8 protein-coding genes are annotated in these 18,505 nt (G+C 73.9%); 4 read left to right on the top strand and 4 right to left on the bottom strand.

All coding sequences use genetic code 11. The features are described from left to right. Positions 1-208: 208 nt before the first annotated feature. The gene (locus ABT299_RS12505; protein WP_500250769.1) at positions 209-2,005 is read left to right on the top strand and encodes a fatty acyl-AMP ligase; all 1,797 of its coding nucleotides are present in this window, start codon (positions 209-211) and stop codon (positions 2,003-2,005) included. Positions 2,006-2,137: 132 nt separating this feature from the next. Next, positions 2,138-4,879 (top strand): MMPL family transporter, encoded by a 2,742-nt coding sequence (locus ABT299_RS12500; protein ID WP_500250768.1) that lies wholly within the window; start codon positions 2,138-2,140, stop codon positions 4,877-4,879. 3 nt (positions 4,880-4,882) lie between these two features. On the opposite strand, the gene ABT299_RS12495 is transcribed toward ABT299_RS12500, so the two are convergent. Next, entirely contained in the window at positions 4,883-6,115 is a 1,233-nt protein-coding gene (locus ABT299_RS12495; protein ID WP_500250767.1) for a glycosyltransferase, read from the bottom strand. Positions 6,116-6,124: 9 nt separating this feature from the next. Continuing rightward, positions 6,125-8,932 (bottom strand): MDR family MFS transporter, encoded by a 2,808-nt coding sequence (locus ABT299_RS12490; protein WP_500250766.1) that lies wholly within the window; start codon positions 8,930-8,932, stop codon positions 6,125-6,127. A 291-nt stretch (positions 8,933-9,223) separates the two neighbouring features. Between ABT299_RS12490 and ABT299_RS12485 the strand changes: the two genes are divergently transcribed. Next, a complete protein-coding gene (locus tag ABT299_RS12485) occupies positions 9,224-15,757 on the top strand; it encodes an SDR family NAD(P)-dependent oxidoreductase (RefSeq protein ID WP_500250765.1) in 6,534 nt (2,177 codons plus the stop codon). A gap of 39 nt (positions 15,758-15,796) precedes the next feature. Further along, complete coding sequence (gene ccrA / locus ABT299_RS12480; protein ID WP_190865466.1) at positions 15,797-17,116, top strand: crotonyl-CoA carboxylase/reductase; 1,320 nt, start codon at positions 15,797-15,799, stop codon at positions 17,114-17,116. A 153-nt stretch (positions 17,117-17,269) separates the two neighbouring features. Here ccrA and ABT299_RS12475 read toward each other — a convergent pair whose 3' ends face one another. Both ABT299_RS12475 and ABT299_RS12470 read right to left on the bottom strand, forming a co-directional pair. After that, complete coding sequence (locus tag ABT299_RS12475) at positions 17,270-17,839, bottom strand: PH domain-containing protein (protein ID WP_190865464.1); 570 nt, start codon at positions 17,837-17,839, stop codon at positions 17,270-17,272. A gap of 70 nt (positions 17,840-17,909) precedes the next feature. After that, positions 17,910-18,482 carry a TetR/AcrR family transcriptional regulator gene (locus tag ABT299_RS12470; RefSeq protein ID WP_500250764.1) on the bottom strand — a complete coding sequence of 191 codons (573 nt, stop codon included), beginning with the start codon at positions 18,480-18,482 and terminating at the stop codon, positions 17,910-17,912. Positions 18,483-18,505: the final 23 nt, after the last annotated feature.

The raw sequence follows: 18,505 nt of genomic DNA, 5'->3' as shown, positions 1-18,505 counted from the left end.
ATTTCCTCTTGTCACGGCGGTGACAAACCCGGCCGCGGCGAATGTGGCGCGCAGCTAATATCGCGCGCTGCCTACCATCCGGTAGCTTCACGATCATCGCCGCTCGCCGGGGGGCGCCAGACGAGTCGTCCGGCCGACCGCACGCATCGCCGACGGCGCCCACCCCCCACGATGGCCCGCCCGGCCCGTCCCCTCGGGAGATTGATCAATGGCATTGGGCTCGCTGCTTCCCGAACTCCTCCCCGGCGGTTCCGGCCGCACCCCGCTGATCGAGCGGGTCGCGCGGTGGGCGCGGGAGAAGCCGGACGCCCCGGCCTTCACCTTCGTCGACTACTCGCTGGACCCGGCGGGCAAGCACATCACCCTGACCTGGGCCGAGACCGACCGGCGCGCCCGCGCGACGGCGACCGCGCTGCGGCAGGTGACCGGGCCCGGCGAGCGGGCCGCGCTGCTGCTGCCGCAGACGCTCGAGTACATGATGACGATGCTCGGCGCGATGTACGCGCACGTCGTCGCGGTGCCGCTGTTCTCGCCCGACCTGCCGGGGCACGCCGACCGGCTGATCGGCGCGTACGCCGACAGCGAGCCCGCGGTGATCGTCACGACCCGGAACGCGCTCCCGCACGTGGAGAAGTTCCTCGCCGACCACGACGTCCCGCAGCCGAAGGAGATCCTCTTCGCGGAGGAGGTCGACCTCGGGCTCGCCGGGTCCTGGGAGGACGAGCCGATCGGGTTCGACGACCTGGCGTACCTGCAGTACACGTCGGGGTCGACGCGCCGTCCCGCCGGCGTCGAGATCACGCACGGGAACGTGACGGCGAACGCGGCGCAGCTGTGGGCGGGGTGGGCGCCGGAGAAGCCGGACCCGGAGCTGGTGAGCTGGCTGCCGCTGTTCCACGACATGGGCCTGATCGCGACGATGGCGCTGCCGCTGGTGCACGGCGACCACGCGATCTACACCGACCCGGTGTCGTTCATCATGAACCCGATGCGCTGGCTGCAACTGATCGCGGCGCGGCCGGGCAAGAACGTGTACACCGCGGGCCCGAACTTCGCGTACGAGTACGTGGCGTCGATGGCGTCCCCGGAGAAGCTGGAGGGCCTGGACCTGTCCGGGCTGACGACGTGCCTGAACGGCGCGGAGCCGATCCGCACGTCGACGCTGTCGACGTTCGCGGAGGCGCTCGCGCCGGCGGGGCTGCGCCCGGGCGCGCAGGCCCCCGGGTACGGGCTGGCGGAGGCGACGGTGTTCGTCACCGCCGCGGCCGAGGACGTCCCCCCGAAGATCATCACGGTGGGCCGGGACGTCCTCACCCAGGGCGAGGTCCGGCTGTGCGACCCGGACGCGGACCGGGCGAGCACGCTCGTGTCGTGCGGACGGCCGTCCGGGCAGATCGTCGCGATCGTCGACCCGGACGCGCGCGCGGAGCAGCCCGACGGGCACGTCGGCGAGATCTGGGTGCACGGCCCGAACACCGCCGCCGGGTACTGGCGCAACTCCGAGCGCAGCCAGGACACCTTCGGCGGCGAGCTCGCCGAGCCGGGCGGCCTGCCCGCCGGGCCGTGGATGAGGACCGGCGACTACGGCGTGATCCACGAGGGCGAGCTGTACGTCACCGGCCGCATCAAGGACCTCATCATCGTCGACGGCCGCAACCACTACCCGCAGGACATCGAGGTCACCGCGCAGGAGGCGCACCCGGCGGTCCGGCCCGACCACGTCGCCGCGTTCGCGCTGCCCGGCGAGGAGACCGAGCGGCTCGTCGTGGTCGCCGAGCGGAACCGGCGGGTGCCGCTCGGCCGGCTGGACCTGGACGAGGTCGAGTCGGCGGTGCGCGGCGCCGTGAACGTCGAGCACGAGATGAGCGTGCACGCGTTCCTGCTCGTCGAGCCGGGCGCGGTGTCCCGCACGTCCAGCGGCAAGATCGCCCGCGCGGCGACGCGGCAGCGGTACCTGGACGGCGCGCTGCCGACCACGGCGGCGCGGCTCGCGTCCCGCAAGTAGTCTCGGCCTCGCACGCACGGGGCGAGGCCGCCGCACCATCGGCTCGACACGGGCATCGGCTCGACACGGGCATCGGCTCGGCAGGGGGCCGCGGGGCACCGCGCCCCGCGGCCGCGACGACACAGGAGGACCATGCTCTCGGGGCTGGGGCGTCTCATCCACCGGCGACGGTGGGTCAGCCTCGTCTGCATCGTGCTGCTGACGTGCGTGGCCGGCGCCTGGGGCCTCGGCGTGTTCGCGAAGTTCAAGGCGGGCGGCTTCGAGGACCCGAACGCGTCCTCGACGCTCGTCGCGCGGCTCGGCGCCACCTACTTCGGCAGCACGAACCCCGACGTCCTCGTCCTCTACAAGAGCGACACGATGACGGTCGACGACCCGCGCTACGAAGCGAGTGTCATCAGCACCGTCGCGCGGCTCCCCAAGGACCGCGTCGAGGAGATCATCTCCTACTGGGCGCTGGACCAGAAGGACGCGGCGTCGTTCGCGTCCCGCGACAAGCACGAGACGTTCGTCGCGGTGAAGCTGAAGGGCGACGACCCGACCAAGCTGAAGAACTACCAGGACATCAAGGAGCGGCTGAAGGCGCCGGGGCTGACCGTTCAGTTCGGCGGCGCGGTCCCGCTCGGGCAGGAGTTCGGCGAGCAGGTCACCGCCGACATCGTCCGCGCGGAGACCATCACCGCGCTGCCGCTGCTGATCCTGCTGATCCTGCTGTTCGGCGCGGTCGTCGCCGCGTCGCTGCCGCTGCTCGTCGCGGTGTTCTCGATGATCGGCGGGCTCGCCGTCCTGCACGTCGTCACCTACGCCGCCGACGTGACGTCGTTCGCGCTCGAGGTCGTCACGATGATGGGCGTCGGCCTCGCGATCGACTACTCGCTGTTCATCATCAGCCGGTTCCGCGAGGAACTGCAGCGCGGCATGGCCGCGCACGGGATACCACCCGGCAAACCCTGGAAACGGGAGCGCGGGAAGCAGGCGCGCAAGGCGGCGAAGAAGGCGCACCGGGAGGCGATGCGGCCGCTCCGCGAGGACGCCCTCGCCGCGACCCTCGCGACCGCCGGCCGCACCATCATGGTCTCCGGCGTCACCGTGTCCGCCGCGCTCGCCGGCCTGCTGCTGTTCCCGCAGATGTTCCTGCGCACCATCGGGCTCGCCGGCATCGCCACCGTCATGGTCGCCGTGTTCGGCGCGACCGTGCTGCTCCCCACCCTCCTCGCCATCCTCGGCCCGCGCGTCGAGGGCGGCCGGATGCCGTGGCGGCGCCCCACGTCCAAGCGCGCGCAGCGCGACCACGACAGCGGCTTCTGGTACCGGCTCGGCCACAGCGTCATGAAGCACCCGCTGCCGTACTTCGCCGTGGTCCTGGTGATCCTCGGCGTCATGTTCGGGCCGTTCCTGCACGTCCAGTTCGGCAGCATCGACGCCCGCGTCCTGCCGAAGGACAGCGCGACCCGCGCCGTCGTCGAGAACGTCAAGGCCGACTTCCCGAACGGCACCGCCGAGCCCATCGACGTCGTCATCTCCGGCGACCTCATCCCGCGCGACTGGAAGCCGTCCAAGTCGGGCGACAACATCCCGCCCTACCTGGAAGACTTCCGCAAGAAGCTCGCCGCGCTCCCGGGCGTCACCGAGGCGAAGTTCACCGGCTACTCCGGCGCGTACGGCGGCGTCCGCGTCTCCGTGACGCACAAGTACGAGCCGATGGACGAGCACGCCCAGGACCTCGTCAAACGGATCCGCGGCATGAGCCTCGTCAAGGACGGCTACCCGATGCACATCGACGTCGGGGGCAGCACCGCCGCGCAGATGGACCTGATGTCCAGCCTGATGCGCAGCCTGCCGAAGATGGCGATCGCCGTCGGGCTCGCCACGTTCCTCCTGCTGTTCATGTTCTTCGGCTCGGTCGTGCTGCCGCTGAAGGCCATCGTCATGAACGTCCTGTCGATCGGCGCGTCGTTCGGCGCGATCGTGTGGGGGTTCCAGTACGGGCACCTCGCCGGCGTCCTGGACTTCACCCCGACCGGCGGCGTCGAGGCCACCAGCATGATCCTCATCCTCGCGGTCGTGTTCGGCCTGTCGATGGACTACGAGGTCTTCCTGCTCAGCCGGATCCGCGAGGAGTGGGACCGCACCCACGACAACCGCGCCGCCGTCGCCCGCGGCATGCAGCACACGGGCGGGATCATCACCAGCGCCGCGCTGCTGTTCCTCGTCGTCATCGGCGCGTTCAGCATGGCCGGGATCACCGTCGTGAAGCTGATCGGCGTCGGCATGTTCGTCGCCGTCGTCGTGGACGCCGCGCTCGTCCGGTCCCTGCTCGTGCCCGCCACCATGCGGTTCATGGGCAAGGCGAACTGGTGGCTGCCGGGCCCGCTCGCGTTCCTGCACGCCAAGATGGACCTGCGGGAGCACAGCGTGGCCGCCGCCGGTGCGGGGGCCGCGACCGTCGCCGTCCCGCCGCCGCTGCCCGAGGCGCAGCCGTACCCGTACCGGATGCACTGGGAGCAGGGCACGCCCGAGACGCCCGCGCCCCCGGCCCCCGCCGCACCTCCCGCGCCCGCCGCGCCTCCCGCGCCCGCCGTGCCTGCGGCGCCGGTGCTGGACGCGAACGACGCCTTCCAGCCGGCCCTGCAGCCCACCCCCAGCGGACCGCCCGACGGCGAACGCCCGCAACTGGTGTTCCGCGACCCGCACCCGTCGGCCGCGCACGCGCCCGCGGCGCACGCGCCCGCGGCCCGTACGGAGCGGCCGCAGGCGCCGTGGGCCCCGTGGGCGAACGGCCAGCCGCAGCCCCGCCCCGTCCGGCCCCCGCGCGTCAAGCGCCGGATCGTCCCGTCGCCCGACGGCGACGGCTGGACGTGGAGCTCCGACTGACCCTCAGCGCAGCAGCCCGTCGATGACGTCCCGGGCGCGGCCCACGCCGTCCTCCGCCCGGATCCGCCGGCCCACCTCGTACGCCCGGTCGGCCATCTCCTGGTCCTCGGCGACGCGCCGCAGCTTCCGCGCGAGCCGCGGCACCGTCATCGCGCGGAACGGCAGCGGCGCGGGCCCGGCGCCCAGCGCGGCGACCCGCTCCCCCCAGTACGGCTGGTCGCCGAAGAACGGGCACACCACCGTCGGCACCCCCGCCCGCAGGCCCGCCGCCGTCGTCCCGGCGCCGCCGTGGTGCACGACCGCCGACATCCTGGGGAACAGCCACGAATGCGGGACGTCCCGCACCGCGAGGACCTCGTCGTCCGACGTCTCCGGATCGCCCTGCACCACGCCCCGCACACCGGCCAGCCGCAGCGCCGCCCGGACGGCCCGCCCGGTCATCTCCGCGTCCTTCGGCACCATGCTCCCGAACCCGACGTAGACGGGCGCGGGGCCCGCCTCCAGGAACGCCGCGATCTCCTCCGGCGGCTCCCACTCCGGCTCGTCCAGGAACCAGTACCCGGTCATGTGCACGCTCGCCGGCCAGTCCTTCGGACGCGGCACCACCGCCTCGCTGAAGCACGCGAGCACCGTCGTCCCGTCGCGGCGCAGGCCGCGCAGCGGAAGCCGCGGCAGGCCCAGCCGCTCGTCCCGCCACGGGTTGATGAACGGCCGCGACAGCTGCCACGCGATCTGGTCGACCGCCCCGAAGCTCGTCCGGTTCCCCCACCGGCCCAGCATCCGCGCCTGCGGCACGAACGGATGCGGGAACGCCCCCGTCGGCTGGCTCGGCTGGAAATGGATCAGCGCCCGCGGCACGCCCAGATGCGCGCCGATGTGCTCCGGCAGGAACCCCAGCGTCGGACCCAGGATCAGATCGGCGCCCTTGCACGCGTCCAGGCACTCGCCCAGCAGCCGCTCCGCCATCGGCCCGAGGATGCGCCGGAACCCGCCGAGGAACTTCACCGGGTTCCGCCCGCCCGCCAGCAGCTCCTGCCCCGCGTCGGACTCCAGGATCTCCGTCGGATCGGCCGTCAGCGGCGCCAACTCGAGCCCCGCCGCCACGGCTCTCGGCGCGTACCGCGCGCTCGCGACGAGCCGGACCTCGTCGCCCCGCTCCAGCAGCGCCCGCCCGAGCGCCACGCACGGCTGGACGTCCCCCCGCGAACCCGCGGCGAAGATCACGATTCGGCTCACGGCAGCTCCCTACCAGGCGTCGCTACGCGGACTGACCGACGGCTCGCCGGACGGGTCGTCGTCCTCGGGCACGTACGGCGTGTACAGCCATCCGTCCGGCGGCGGCGGAGGCCACCCCGGCCCGCCGACCTCCGGAACCTCCTCGGCGACCGCCCCGTCCCCGTCGGGTCCTGCCGCGGCCGCCGCGCCTCCGCGTCCGGCCACCCAGGCGTCCCCGGGCTCCCCGCCCAGAACACCCGCCTCATGAGGCTCGTCCTCGGTGGCCCGCCCGGCGCCGCCGGTCTCGGAGCCCTGCACGGCAGGCGTCACGGCCTCGCCGGGACCGCGTCGCTCGTCGAGCGGGTCGGCGCCCTCCAAGCTCGCCGCAACCGGCGGCGGCCCGGCGTCGCCGTGCCCGCCGGCCTGCTCTTCAGCGGTCGTCGTCGCGCCGAGAGGGTCGGTGCCGTCCTGGTTCGAGGTGACCGGTGGTGGCGGTGCGGTGGGCCCGTTGACGTGCTGGTCGCCGCGCGGACGTGCGGTCTCGCGCGAGGCGGCCCGGTTCGGCGGCGCCTCGCCATCGTCCTGGGGGTCGGGTGCCTCTGACCTCGCGGTCGTCGTCGGGGCGGGGGCCTGCGTCCGGGGCGCCGCCGGCTCGACGTTCACGGTCTCCGGATGTGACGTCCTGAGTGCCGGGTCGTGCTCGGCGTCCACTGGTTGGACGGGGGTGTCGGCGGCCGGTGCTGGGGTGCCGTCGATGGGGGCCGTGCCGTCGTCCTCGGGGGCGGCGGTCTCGGGGCCAGGGGTGAGGGGGGCCGGAGGCTCGCCGTCGGGGAGGGCCGCCTCCGGCGATTCGGGGGTCGCGGGCTCTGGAACGCTCGGTTCGGGGGGCGGGGTTCCGGTGGTCGAGGGGCTCTTGCCGCGGGACGCCAGTTCTTGGAGGAGGGCGTGGGCTATGGGCTCCGAGCTGGGCGTGGGGGCGGTGAGGGGGGAGCCGCCCGGGGTCCAGCGGTCGGGGAGCGTGGCGAGGGGGTCGTCGTCGGGCGGGAGGGTGCCGCGGGAGCGGGCGGCGGACTCGTCGTCGAACCACTTGCTGGTGGGCGGCGGCGGGGGCTCCTCGGCGGGGGTGGTCCAGGTGGGGATGGCGGTGTCGGCCCAGTCCTGCCAGGGGGACGTCGCGTCCGGCGGGGTGGGGCGCCAGGTGGCGGGCGCGTCGTCGTCGGGGGTGTCGCTCCACCAGTGCGGGCCGGGGGTGCGCGGTGCGGCCATGGGATCCGTTTCCGTCCTGAGGGGGACGGGGTCGGCGGACGGGACGGCGCCGACGGGGTCCGGGCCCGGGACGACGGGGAGCGGGTCGCGGGGGGTCGCGGTGGCGGTGGCGGTGGCCGTCGCGAGGGCGGGTTCGGGACGGGCGGCGGCGGGTTCGGCGACGAGGGGGGCCTGCTTGCCGTGCTTGGGGCCGGTCCAGCCGCGCCGGCTGGGCAGGGTGAGGGCGCTGATGACGCCGCCGATGAGGACGAGGGCGGCGCCGAGGGCGAGCCCGGAGGAGGTGCCGTGCCGGAAGGATTCGAGGGCCCGGGCGCTCGCGCCCTCGTCGGGGACGGTCTGGATGAGCAGGCCGACGATGGCGATGCCGAACGCGCCGGACGCCTCGCGGATGACGTTGATGACGCCGCTGGCGACGCCGGCGCGCTTCTCGGGCACGGCCTTGAGGACGTACATGACGAGCGGCATGGCGAGGGCGGCGCCGACGCCGACGAGGAGGACCCCCGGCATGAGGTCCGCGTACCCGTCGCCGATCTCGAGGGTGGAGAACAGGATCATGCCGACGCCCATCAGCGCCATGCCGGCGCCGATGGCCGGGCGGGGGCCGATCTTGGTGGCGAGGAGGAACGCGACCGGGGTCAGCACCATGATCGTGAGGGCGGGGGGCAGCATGACGAGCCCGGCCTCGGGCGGCGAGAAGCCGAGGAAGCGCTGCAGGAACGGCTGGGAGTAGAACATCATGCCGTTGAAGCCGATGCCGTAGAGCATCTGCGAGACCAGCCCGCCGGAGAAGACGCGGTTCCGGAAGAACCGCAGGTCGATCATCGGGTCGGGGGCCCAGCTCTCGACGACGATGAAGCACACGAGCGCGATGCCGCCGAGCGCGAAGGTGCTGAGGACGGACGGGTCCGCCCAGCCGTGCTTGTTGCCGTCCTCCAGGCCGTAGATGAAGGCGAACAGCATCGTCGCGGAGATCAGCACGCCGGGCAGGTCGATGCGGGCGTGCGGGTTCTTGCTGCGGCCGGTGAGGACGACCGCGCCGAGCAGGATGACGAGGATTCCGGGGACGATGTTGATGAGGAAGATCCAGCCCCAGTGGAAGTGCTCGACGATGATGCCGCCGATGGTGGGGCCGAGCGCGGTGGCGCTGGACGCGGCGCCGATGAAGACGATGTTCCCGATGGAGCGCTGCTTGTCGTTGCGCCCGACGGTGACCATGACCTGCGTGGCGGGAAGGACGAGCGCGGCGCCGCCGCCCTGGACGATGCGGGCGAGGATGAGCACCTCGGAGGTGTGGGCGAGGCCGCAGACCGCCGAGGCGGAGGTGAAGACGATCATTCCGGTGGTGAAGGTGACGCGGCAGCCGTAGAGGTCGGTGAGCCGCCCGCCGGTGATCATCAGGCAGGAGAACATGAGGATGTAGCCGGTGGCGACCCAGTCCTTGGCGGAGGACGACATGCCGAGGTCGGCCATGATCCTGGGCAGCGCGGTGAAGACCACCGTGTTGTCCATGGTGGTCATGAACGCGCTGACGGCCACCACCGCCAGCGCCCATCGGTATCGGCCCCGGGTCACCTGATCCTGCGGCGGGGGTCCCGTGCCGCCGGGAAATCCGCCGCTTCCCCCTAAAAGCGTTCGTGGCTATTGTTACTATTGGTTGGCATCCGGTCACTCGGCCCACGGTTAGGGCAGAGTCCCTCAACTATCCCATCAGGCCACATTGGTTACTGCCGAGTCTTGTCATCACCGTGACAAGTGGCCGGGGAGAAAAGTGGTCTGGATGCGCATCGTGAGCCGGTCACCGTAGGACAAAGTGGTCCCTCCGCTTCGATGAACGATCCCGGTTTCATGGGGGGAACCCACCGCATGCAGAGCAACGATCGTTCCGGAGCCGCGCGGGACAACGCGGAGGGCGACCCACGGATCGGCGAGGACGCGATTCGCCGGCACCTCATCGAGCAGATCGCGCGGCGCTCCAGGATCGCCGAGGCCGAGGTCGACCCGGACCGTCCCCTGGAGGAGTTCGGGCTGGCATCGCGGGACGCGGTGGCGATCGCGGGCGACCTCGAGCAGATGCTGGGCCGGGCCCTTCCCGCGACGCTGGTGTGGGAGCACCCGACGATCAGCAAGCTCTCCCGCGCGCTGGCGGGCGGCGCCGACGCCGCCGAGGCGGAGCCGGCGGCGGTGCCGGCCCGGGCGCAGGCCCGGGACGACGAGCCGATCGCGGTGGTCGGGATCGGCTGCCGGTTCCCCGGCGGTGACCGCGACCTGACCGGGCCGGCGGAGTACTGGCGGTTCCTGACGGGCCGGGGCGACGCGATCCGGGAGGTGCCGGACGGCCGCTGGGACGCGTTCGACGACGGGTCCCCCGAGGTCGGCGACCTGCTGGCGAGGACGACGCGGCTCGGCGGGTTCCTGGACGACGTGGCGGAGTTCGACGCGCAGTTCTTCGGGATCACGCCGCGCGAGGCGGCGGTGATGGACCCGCAGCAGCGCCTCGTCCTCGAGGTGGCGTGGGAGGCGTTCGAGCACGCGGGGATCGGACCGGCGTCGCTGCGCGGCAGCCGCACCGGGGTGTTCGTGGGCGTCTCGGCGCCGGAGTACGCGGCGTTCACCGCGTCGGACCTGGCGTCGCTGGAGCCGTTCACGGCGACGGGCGCGGCGCTGAGCATCATCGCGAACCGGCTGTCGTACCTGCTGGACCTGCGCGGCCCGAGCATGATCGTCGACACGGCGTGCTCGTCGTCGCTGGTGTCGACGCACCTGGCGGTGCAGGCGCTGCGCAGCGGCGAGGCGGACGTGGCCCTCGCGGGCGGCGTGAACGTGCTGCTGTCGCCGACGGTGACGATGACGTTCGACCTGGCGGACGCGACGGCCAGGGACGGGCACTGCAAGGCGTTCGACGCGTCGGCGGACGGGATGGTCCGCGCGGAGGGCTGCGGCGCGGTGGTGCTGAAGCGGCTGTCGGACGCGGTCCGCGACGGCGACCGGGTCCTCGCGGTGATCAAGGGCTCGGGCGTCAACTCCGACGGGCGGTCCAACGGCCTGGTGGCGCCGAACTCGGACGCGCAGCGGGCGCTGCTGCGGGACGTGTACGCGGCGGTGGGAGTGGAGACCACCGAGGTCGACTACGTCGAGGCGCACGGGACGGGCACGTTCCTCGGCGACCCGATCGAGGCGAAGGCCGTCGGGGAGGTGCTGGGCGCGGGCCGGGCGGCGGACGAGCCGCTGCTGATCGGGTCCGCGAAGAGCAACCTCGGCCACATGGAGTCGGCGGCGGGCGTCGCGGGGCTGATCAAGACCGTCCTGGCGCTGCACCACAAGGTGATCCCGGCGAGCGCGCACTACAAGGAGCCGAACCCGCACATCCCGTTCGACGAGCTGCGGCTCCGGGTGGTCGCGGACGAGACGCCGTGGCCGGAGCGGAGCCACCCGGCGCGGGCGGGCGTGTCCGGTTTCGGGTTCGGCGGGACGAACGCGCACGTGCTGCTGGAGGAGGCTCCGGCGCAGGAGGTCGTGAGCCGGCCGGCGGTGGTGCGGACGTTCCCGCTGTCGGACACGAGCGACGACCGCGTCCGCGACCACGCCGCGCTCCTCGCGGAGTGGGTCGCGGACCGCGATGACGTGAAGCTCGCCGACGTGGCGCGGACGCTGCACCGGCGCGGCGGCCGGGGACGGTCCCGCGCGGCGGTGTCGGCCCGCGACCGCGCCGGCCTGGTCGAGGGCCTGAAGGCGCTCGCGGAGGGGCGCCCGCACCCCGGCGTGGTGACGGGGTCGGCGCTCGGCGTCCCGGGACGTCCGGTCTGGGTGTTCTCCGGGTACGGCGCGCAGCGCGCGGGCATGGCGCAGCGGCTGCTGGAGGAGGAGCCGGCGTTCGCCGAGGCGATCGACGACCTGGACGGCCTGTTCGCCGAGGAGGGCGGCCCGGACCTGTGGTCGCTGCTCGAGGAGGGCCGCAAGCCGGACGGGCCGGCCGACACGATGCCGGTGCTGTTCGCGATCCAGCTCGGCCTGGCGCGGATGTGGGCGTCGTACGGCGTCGTGCCGGGCGCGGTGATCGGGCATTCGATGGGCGAGGTCGCGGCGGCGGTCGTCGCGGGCGCGCTCACCCCGCAGGACGGCGTGCGGGTGATCGTGCGGCGGTCGAAGCTGCTGACGCGGCTGGTCGGCGGCGGCGCGATGGCGGTGCTCGGCGCGTCCGCGCAGGAGGTCGAGCGGCTGGCGGACGGGCTGCCCGAGGTGTACGCGGCGGTGCACTCGTCGCCGAAGCAGACGGTCGTGACGGGCGACGCCGACCAGGTCGCGGAGGTCGTGAAGCGCGCGGAGGCGGAGGGCCGCCTCGCCCGCATGGTGCAGGCGGAGGGCGCCGGGCACTCCCCGCAGGTCGACCCGCTGCTGCCCGACCTGCGCGAGCAGCTCGCCGAGGTCGGTCTCGAACCCGGCACGCCGCTCGCGGACGGCATCAGGCTCTACACGACGGCGCTGCCCGACCCGCGCGCGTTCGACGGCGCGGACGCCCGCCTGGACGTCGACTATTGGGCGGCGAACCTGCGCAACCCGGTCCGGCTGACGGACGCGGTGTCGGCGGCGGCCGAGGACGGGTTCCGGACGTTCGTCGAGGTCAACGCGCACCCGATCCTCGCGCACGCGGTCGGCGAGACGCTCGGCGGCAGCGGCGCCCTGGTCACGCACACGCTGAAGCGCGCGCCGAAGGGCCAGGAAACAGACGACACCCTGGCGTTCCACGCGCAGCTCGCGACGCTCGCCGCGCACGGCCTCGCCGTCGCGCCGCCCGCGGACGGCCGGATCGTGGACGTCCCGCAGTCGCCGTGGCGGCACAAGCGCCACTGGGTCGACCTGTCCACGCGCAACCGCGGCGGCCGCGACGAGCATCCGCTGCTCGGCGCGCACGTCGAGCTGCCCGGCGAGGACCGGCACGCCTGGCGCGCCGACGTCGGCCTGGACGCGCAGCCGTGGCTGTCCGGTCTCACCGTGCACGGCCTGCCCGCGCTGCCGGTCGCGGCGTTCGCGGAGATGGCGCTCGCGGCGGGCGCGACGGCGCTCGGCACCGACGCGGTCCGTGTCAACAGCCTGTGGATAGAGCGCCCGCTCGCGCTCGCCGAGCACACGACCGTCACGACGACGTTCGCCGAGGCCGAGCAGCGCGTCGAGGTGCACGCGCTGACGCCCGCGGGCACGTGGGCGCGGCTGGCCAGCGCGGACGTCGGCGAGGACGCCCGTCCCGCCCCCGCGCCGGAGCACGGCGCGGCGACCGAGGTCGCGGGCGCCGAGCGCGGGTCGCGGCACTACCGGCTGCACCCCGAGGTGTTCGACCGCTGCCTGGCCGCGCTGTCGGCGGAGGCGGCGGCGGTCGCGGGCGGCGGCGTCTGGCTCGCCGAGACGATCGGCAGCCTGCGCGTGCACGGGCCCGCGCATCGCGGCGGGCACGTCCGCGCGGCGGCGGCCGAGGACGACGGCGAGATGACCGGTTCCGTGCTGCTGCTCGGCGCGGACGGCGAGGTCCTCGTGGAGGCGACCGGCATCGTGCTGCGCCGCACCGAGCGCCACGACGTCCCCGTCCCCGTCGCGGACAAGCTGGTCGAGCTGGTGTGGGACGAGTCCGAGGCCCCTGAGCCCGGCGAGGGTGACGGCGCCTGGCTGATCCTCGCCGAGGACGGCGACGCGCTCGCCGCGGCGACCGCCGCCCGGCTGGAGGAGCGCGGCCGCCGCGCCGTCCGCCGCGACCTCGCCGACCTCGGCGACGCGTCCGGGGTGGAGGGCGTCGTCCTCGTCCCGTCCGCCGACCTCCTCGACGAGGACCTCGTGCTGGCCATCGCGGAGACGAGCCGCTCGCTGCCCGACGGCCCGCGCCTGTACGTCGCGACGCACCGCGCCGTCCCCGTCCTGGACGGCGAGGCCGGCGAGCCCGGGCACGGGTTCGCCGCCGCGCTGACCCGCGTCCTGGCGTTCGAGCGGACCGTCCAGCGGGCGACGCTCGTGGACGTCGACCGCCCCGCGGACCTCGTCGGCGAGCTGCTCGGCGGCGGCGACGCCCGCGAGGTCGCCTGGCGCGGCGGGAGGCGGTACGTCGCGCGCCTCGCGCAGGCCGCCCTCCCGGCCGGGGACGCGAAGCCCAAGAAGATCGTCCGGCGCGGCGGCGCCTACGTCATCACCGGCGGGTACGGCGGGATCGGCCTGGTCACCGCGCGGCTGCTGGCCGAGCGCGGCGCCGGGCGCATCGTGCTGTCCGGCCGGTCCGGTCCCGGCGCCGACGCCGAGAAGGTGATCGCGAAGCTGCGGGAGAGCGGCGTGGACGTCGGCGTCGTCCTCGGCGACATCGCCGCGCCCGGCACCGCCGAGCGCCTCGTCGAGGCCGCCCGGGAGGGCGGCCTGGCGCTGCGCGGCGTCGTGCACGGCGCCGGCGCGATCGACGACCGGCTGATCGCCGACCTCGGCGCCGAGGATCTCCACAGGGTGTGGACGGCGAAGGTCGAGGGCGCCAGGCGGCTGAGCGACGCCACCTGGGACGCGGACCTCGACTGGTTCGCCGTGCACTCGTCGGCGGCCGCGCTGCTCGGCTCGCCCGGCCAGGCCGCCTACGCGGCGGCGAACGCGGCGATCGACGCGCTCACCGCGTACCGGCGGGCGCACGGCCGCCCCGGCACCACGATCAACTGGGGCACGTGGTCGCGCGTCGGCGGCGCCGCCGAGACCGCGGTGACCGTCATCGACCCGATCAGCCCCGAGGAGGGCGCCGAGGCCCTCGAAGCGGTCCTCGCGCACGGCCTGGCCGCGACGGGCGTGCTGCGGTTCGACCCCGTCACGGCCGTCGAGCTGTTCCCCGAGATCCGCGCCATGCCGTACTTCGCGGCGCTGACCGAGGCCGCCGCCGAGCGCGGCGCCGACGACGCGGGCGACTGGCCCGGTGTCGACGCGCTCAAGGAGCTCGACCCCGCCGAGGCCCGCGCGCTGATCGCCGCGCGGATCCGGTACCGGATCGCGTCCGTCCTCGGGTTCGACCCCGAGCGCCTCGACCCGGCCGTCCCGCTCACCGACCTCGGCCTGGACTCGCTCGTCGCCGTCCGGATCAAGAGCGGCGTCGAGCACGACCTCGGGCTGACCGTCCCGCCGTCCGTGCTGCTGCAGGGCGCGAGCGTGCACGTGTTCGAGGAGTGGGCGTCCGGCGAGCTGGGCCTCGCCGGCGCCGCCGCCCCGGCCGCGTCGAGCGCGGTGTCGAACGCCGAGTCCGGCTACGTGATGCCGCGCGACGCCGCCGAGCGCCTCGCCGTCCGGATCTTCGAGGACGTCCTCGGCCTCGACCGCGTCGGCGTCACCGCCGACTTCTTCGCCGACCTCGGCGGGCAGGAGCACCAGGCCGACCGGGTCGTCGCGATGGTCGCCGCCGAACTGGGCGGCGAGGTGACGCGCGGCGAGCTGTTCGAGGTGCCGACCGCGGAGAACGTCGCCGAGGTCATCCGGGCCGCCGACGAGGAGGCCGCCCGGCAGACCGTCCGGCCGCTCAAGCCGACCGGGGACCGCCGGCCGATCTTCATCGCGCACCCCGCCGGCGGCACCACCGCCTGCTACCGGCAGCTCATCGACCTGCTCGGCGACGACCAGCCCGTCTACGGCCTGGAGCGGTTCGAGGACGCGCCGTCCGTCGAGGAGCGCGCCGCCCGCTACGTCCAGCACCTGCTCGAAGCGCAGCCCGAGGGCGCGTTCCGGCTCGGCGGCTGGTCGTTCGGCGGCGTCCTCGCCTACGAGACCGCCCGGCAGCTCCGCGCGGCCGGACGCGAGGTCGAGTTCGTCGCGCTGTTCGACGCGGGCATCCCCCTCCCGGTGGACGACGAGTCCGACACCCTCGCCCGCCGGTTCTCCGCGTTCGCCGACTACATCAACGAGACGTACGGCCTGGACGTCACGCTCACCTACGACGAGCTGTCCGGGCTGGACGAGGAGGCGCAGTTCGCGCTGGTCATGGAGCGGGCGGCGCCGCTGGTGGACTACATCCCGCCCGCGGCCCTCACCCACCAGCTCACGTCTCACCAGGACACCCGATCCCTGGAGGCGTACCGGCCCGAGCCCTACGACGGCCGGGTCATCCTCTACTACGCGCCCGAAGAGACCCCCTGGGCGGTGCGCGACGCGCGTTACGTGCTCGACGGAACCAACGGTTTCGGCGGGCTCTGCTCCGACCTGGAGATCGTCACGATCCCCGGGGTGCACCACCTGAACCTGCTGGACCCGCCGGGCGTGGAGATCCTCGCCGCGCACCTGGAGGGCCGGCTCGCCGGACGCGCCGCGGGCGCGGACGGCGCCACCCGGCGGCCCGCGGACGGCCGGGACGCGGACGCGTCCGGCCGCGCCCGGACCGCGGCACGGTCAACTCTGGCCCGCTGAGGGCCGCGCCCCCCACCCGTCGTTCCACGGAGGACACCCATGGCCCACGACCTGCTCGACGCCGTCCGGTCCGGAGCGAGCGGACCCGAGCTGCAGGAGATCGACCTGCCGACCCGGTTCCGCGCCGCGTTCACCCGCAAGGACGAGGTCGGCATCTTCGACGGGCAGACCGACAAGGACGTGCGCAAGTCCCTGCACGTCGGCGAGGTCGACATGCCCGAGCTGGCGCCCGACGAGTGCGTGGTCGCGGTGATGGCGGCGGCGATCAACTTCAACACGGTCTGGTCGGCGATCTTCGAGCCGGTGCCGACGTTCGCGTTCCTGGAGAAGTTCGGCCGGCAGGGCTGGTACGGCGCCCGCCACGACCTGCCGTACCACATCCTCGGCTCCGACGGCTCCGGCGTCGTCGTCCGCACCGGCAGCGGCGTGAAGAGCTGGAAGGTCGGCGACAAGGTCGTCCTGTCCCCGTCCTACGTGGACGAGGAGGACCACGGCTCCTACGACGACGGCATGATGTCGGAGTCGCAGCTCGCCTGGGGCTTCGAGACCAACTTCGGGTCGCTCGGCGAGTACTGCATCGTCAAGGCGAACCAGCTCATCAAGAAGCCCGCGCACCTCACTTGGGAGGAGGCGGGCTCCAACACGCTGTGCGCCGCGACCGCGTACCGGATGCTCGTCGGCACCCACGGCGCCCGCATGAAGCAGGGCGACGTCGTGCTGATCTGGGGCGCGACCGGCGGGCTCGGCTCGTTCGCGACGCAGCTCGTCCGCAACGGCGGCGGCATCCCGGTCGGCGTCGTCTCCTCCGAGGAGAAGGCGGACATCGTCCGCGCGCAGGGCTGCGAGCACGTCATCAACCGCAACGACCTGAACCTCGGCGAGCAGGGCCTGCGCAACCCGAAGGCCGGCCGGATCCTCGGCGAGGCGATCCGCGGCCTCGTCGGCGAGGACCCCGGCATCGTGTTCGAGTACCTCGGCCGCGAGACGTTCGGCGCGTCCGTCTACGTCGCCAAGCGCGGCGGCAAGATCGTCACCTGCGGCTCGTCGACCGGCTACAAGCACGAGTACGACAACCGGTTCCTGTGGATGCGGCTGAAGAGCATCATCGGCTCGCACGGCTTCAACTACCACGAGGCCGTCGAGGTGAACCGGCTGTTCTCGCTCGGCATGATCCACCCGACGCTGTCGAAGTCGTTCCCGCTGGACGAGGCGGGCGAGGCGACCCGCGCCGTCCAGACGAACCAGCACATCGGCAAGGTCGCCGTCCTGTGCGGCGCCACCGGCGAGGGCCAGGGCGTCGACGACCCGGCGCTGCGCGAGCGCATCGGCGAGGACAAGTTCAACCTCTACCGCCGCTGACCGTCCCGCCGACGCGCGGCGGGGCGCGCCCGTGACGGCGCCCCGCCGCGCCTCGACGATCAGGAGGCGTCATCGTCGCCTGGACGAAGAGGTGCTGCGGGAAGGCGTCCTTGCCGGCGCTCCGCGTCCGGTCCGCGGCACCCGGCGCCCCGGCTAGCCCCCCATGGTGACGCCGAGCACGACGACGATCGTGATGAGCACGCCCAGGACGAGCCCGACGGCTTCGGGCGTCACCCGGTTCCGCAACCGTTCCGGCGGCCGGACTCGCGCGGCCGGGTCCGTGCTCGCCTCCCACCGGTCGATCACTCGCTGGACGTCCGCGCGGAAATCGGGATCGGGGTAGCGGGGGCTGTGCTGGAGCGCGGGCAGCGTGCGGCGCCGCCCGTCCGCGAGGGTGATCCGGGCCGCGAGCACCCGCCCGTACCGGCTCTCGGTCTCGCGGACGTCGATCCACCGGATCTCCTGCCAGGGGTAGGAACGGCTCCGCCCGATACCCGAGGAGATGGTGATTCCGGCGGCCCCGACCGTGGTCTCGCTCCGGAGCGACAGGGAGATGCCGAGCGCGACGAGCGCGACCGTCCCGCCCAGCAGCCAGCAGGAGCCGGCGAGGCCGAGCCGGGTGAAGGTCAGAGCGCCCTCGACGACGAGTCCGAGGCCCAGCGCCGCGAAGTGCGGCCATGACGGGCGGTACCGATCTTTGCCTCGGAAGCGCAGTTCGTTCACGGAGCGCACGCTACATCTCCGGCTCTCGACCGGACGTGGCGCCCCTGCCGGGCGTACGCCGTGGAGATGATCACGCGTCGGGCGGGGCGGCTTCGGTGATGACGGTGCGGAGGTCCGCCGCGCCGGCCCGCAGGGCCTCGGCGAAGTCGGTCTCCTCGTCGGTCGTCCACCGTTCGGTCGCCAGGCGGAGGACGGCGAGGCCGGCGTCGGTGGCGAGGCGCGCCGTCCGCCGCTCGCAGCCGCGGCGGACCAGGGCCGCGGTGAGGGCCTCGGACAGCGAGACCAGCTTGATCAGCTCGCGCTCGCGCAGCGGCGGGTTGGCCGCGATGACCCCCGCCCGCCTCGCCAGGAAGTCGCGGGGGCGGAGCACCTCCGGCGCGGCGGCGAACGCGGCCAGCAGCGTCGGCAGCGCGCCGGTGCCCGCCGGAACGGCGTCCATCGCGGCGAGGAACCGCTCCTCGAGCTCATCGCCGCCGAACAGCACCTCGCGCTTGTCGCTGAACCAGCGGTAGAACGACCGCTCGGTGAGGTTCGCGCGCCGCGCGATCTGCGCGACCGTCGTCCGGTCGTAGCCCTGCTCGTCGAACAGCTCCAGGGCCGCCCGTTCGAGGCGGCCCCGGGTGTCGCCCTCCCAGCGTGCCATGCCCGCGAGTATAGCGACAGCAG

The organism is Spirillospora sp. NPDC000708 (genome assembly GCF_040299565.1).
In the GTDB taxonomy this organism is placed as follows: Bacteria; Actinomycetota; Actinomycetes; order Streptosporangiales; family Streptosporangiaceae; genus Spirillospora.
This window is presented reverse-complemented; position numbering and strand designations above follow the sequence as displayed.

What these genes read in the sequence shown, in the direction of transcription:
- ABT299_RS12505 (WP_500250769.1), top strand. Translation starts at nt 209, where the DNA reads ATGGCATTGGGCTCGCTGCTTCCCGAACTCCTCCCCGGCGGTTCCGGC.
- ABT299_RS12500 (WP_500250768.1), top strand. Translation starts at nt 2,138, where the DNA reads ATGCTCTCGGGGCTGGGGCGTCTCATCCACCGGCGACGGTGGGTCAGC.
- ABT299_RS12485 (WP_500250765.1), top strand. Translation starts at nt 9,224, where the DNA reads ATGCAGAGCAACGATCGTTCCGGAGCCGCGCGGGACAACGCGGAGGGC.
- ccrA (WP_190865466.1), top strand. Translation starts at nt 15,797, where the DNA reads ATGGCCCACGACCTGCTCGACGCCGTCCGGTCCGGAGCGAGCGGACCC.
- ABT299_RS12470 (WP_500250764.1), bottom strand. Translation starts at nt 18,482, where the DNA reads ATGGCACGCTGGGAGGGCGACACCCGGGGCCGCCTCGAACGGGCGGCC.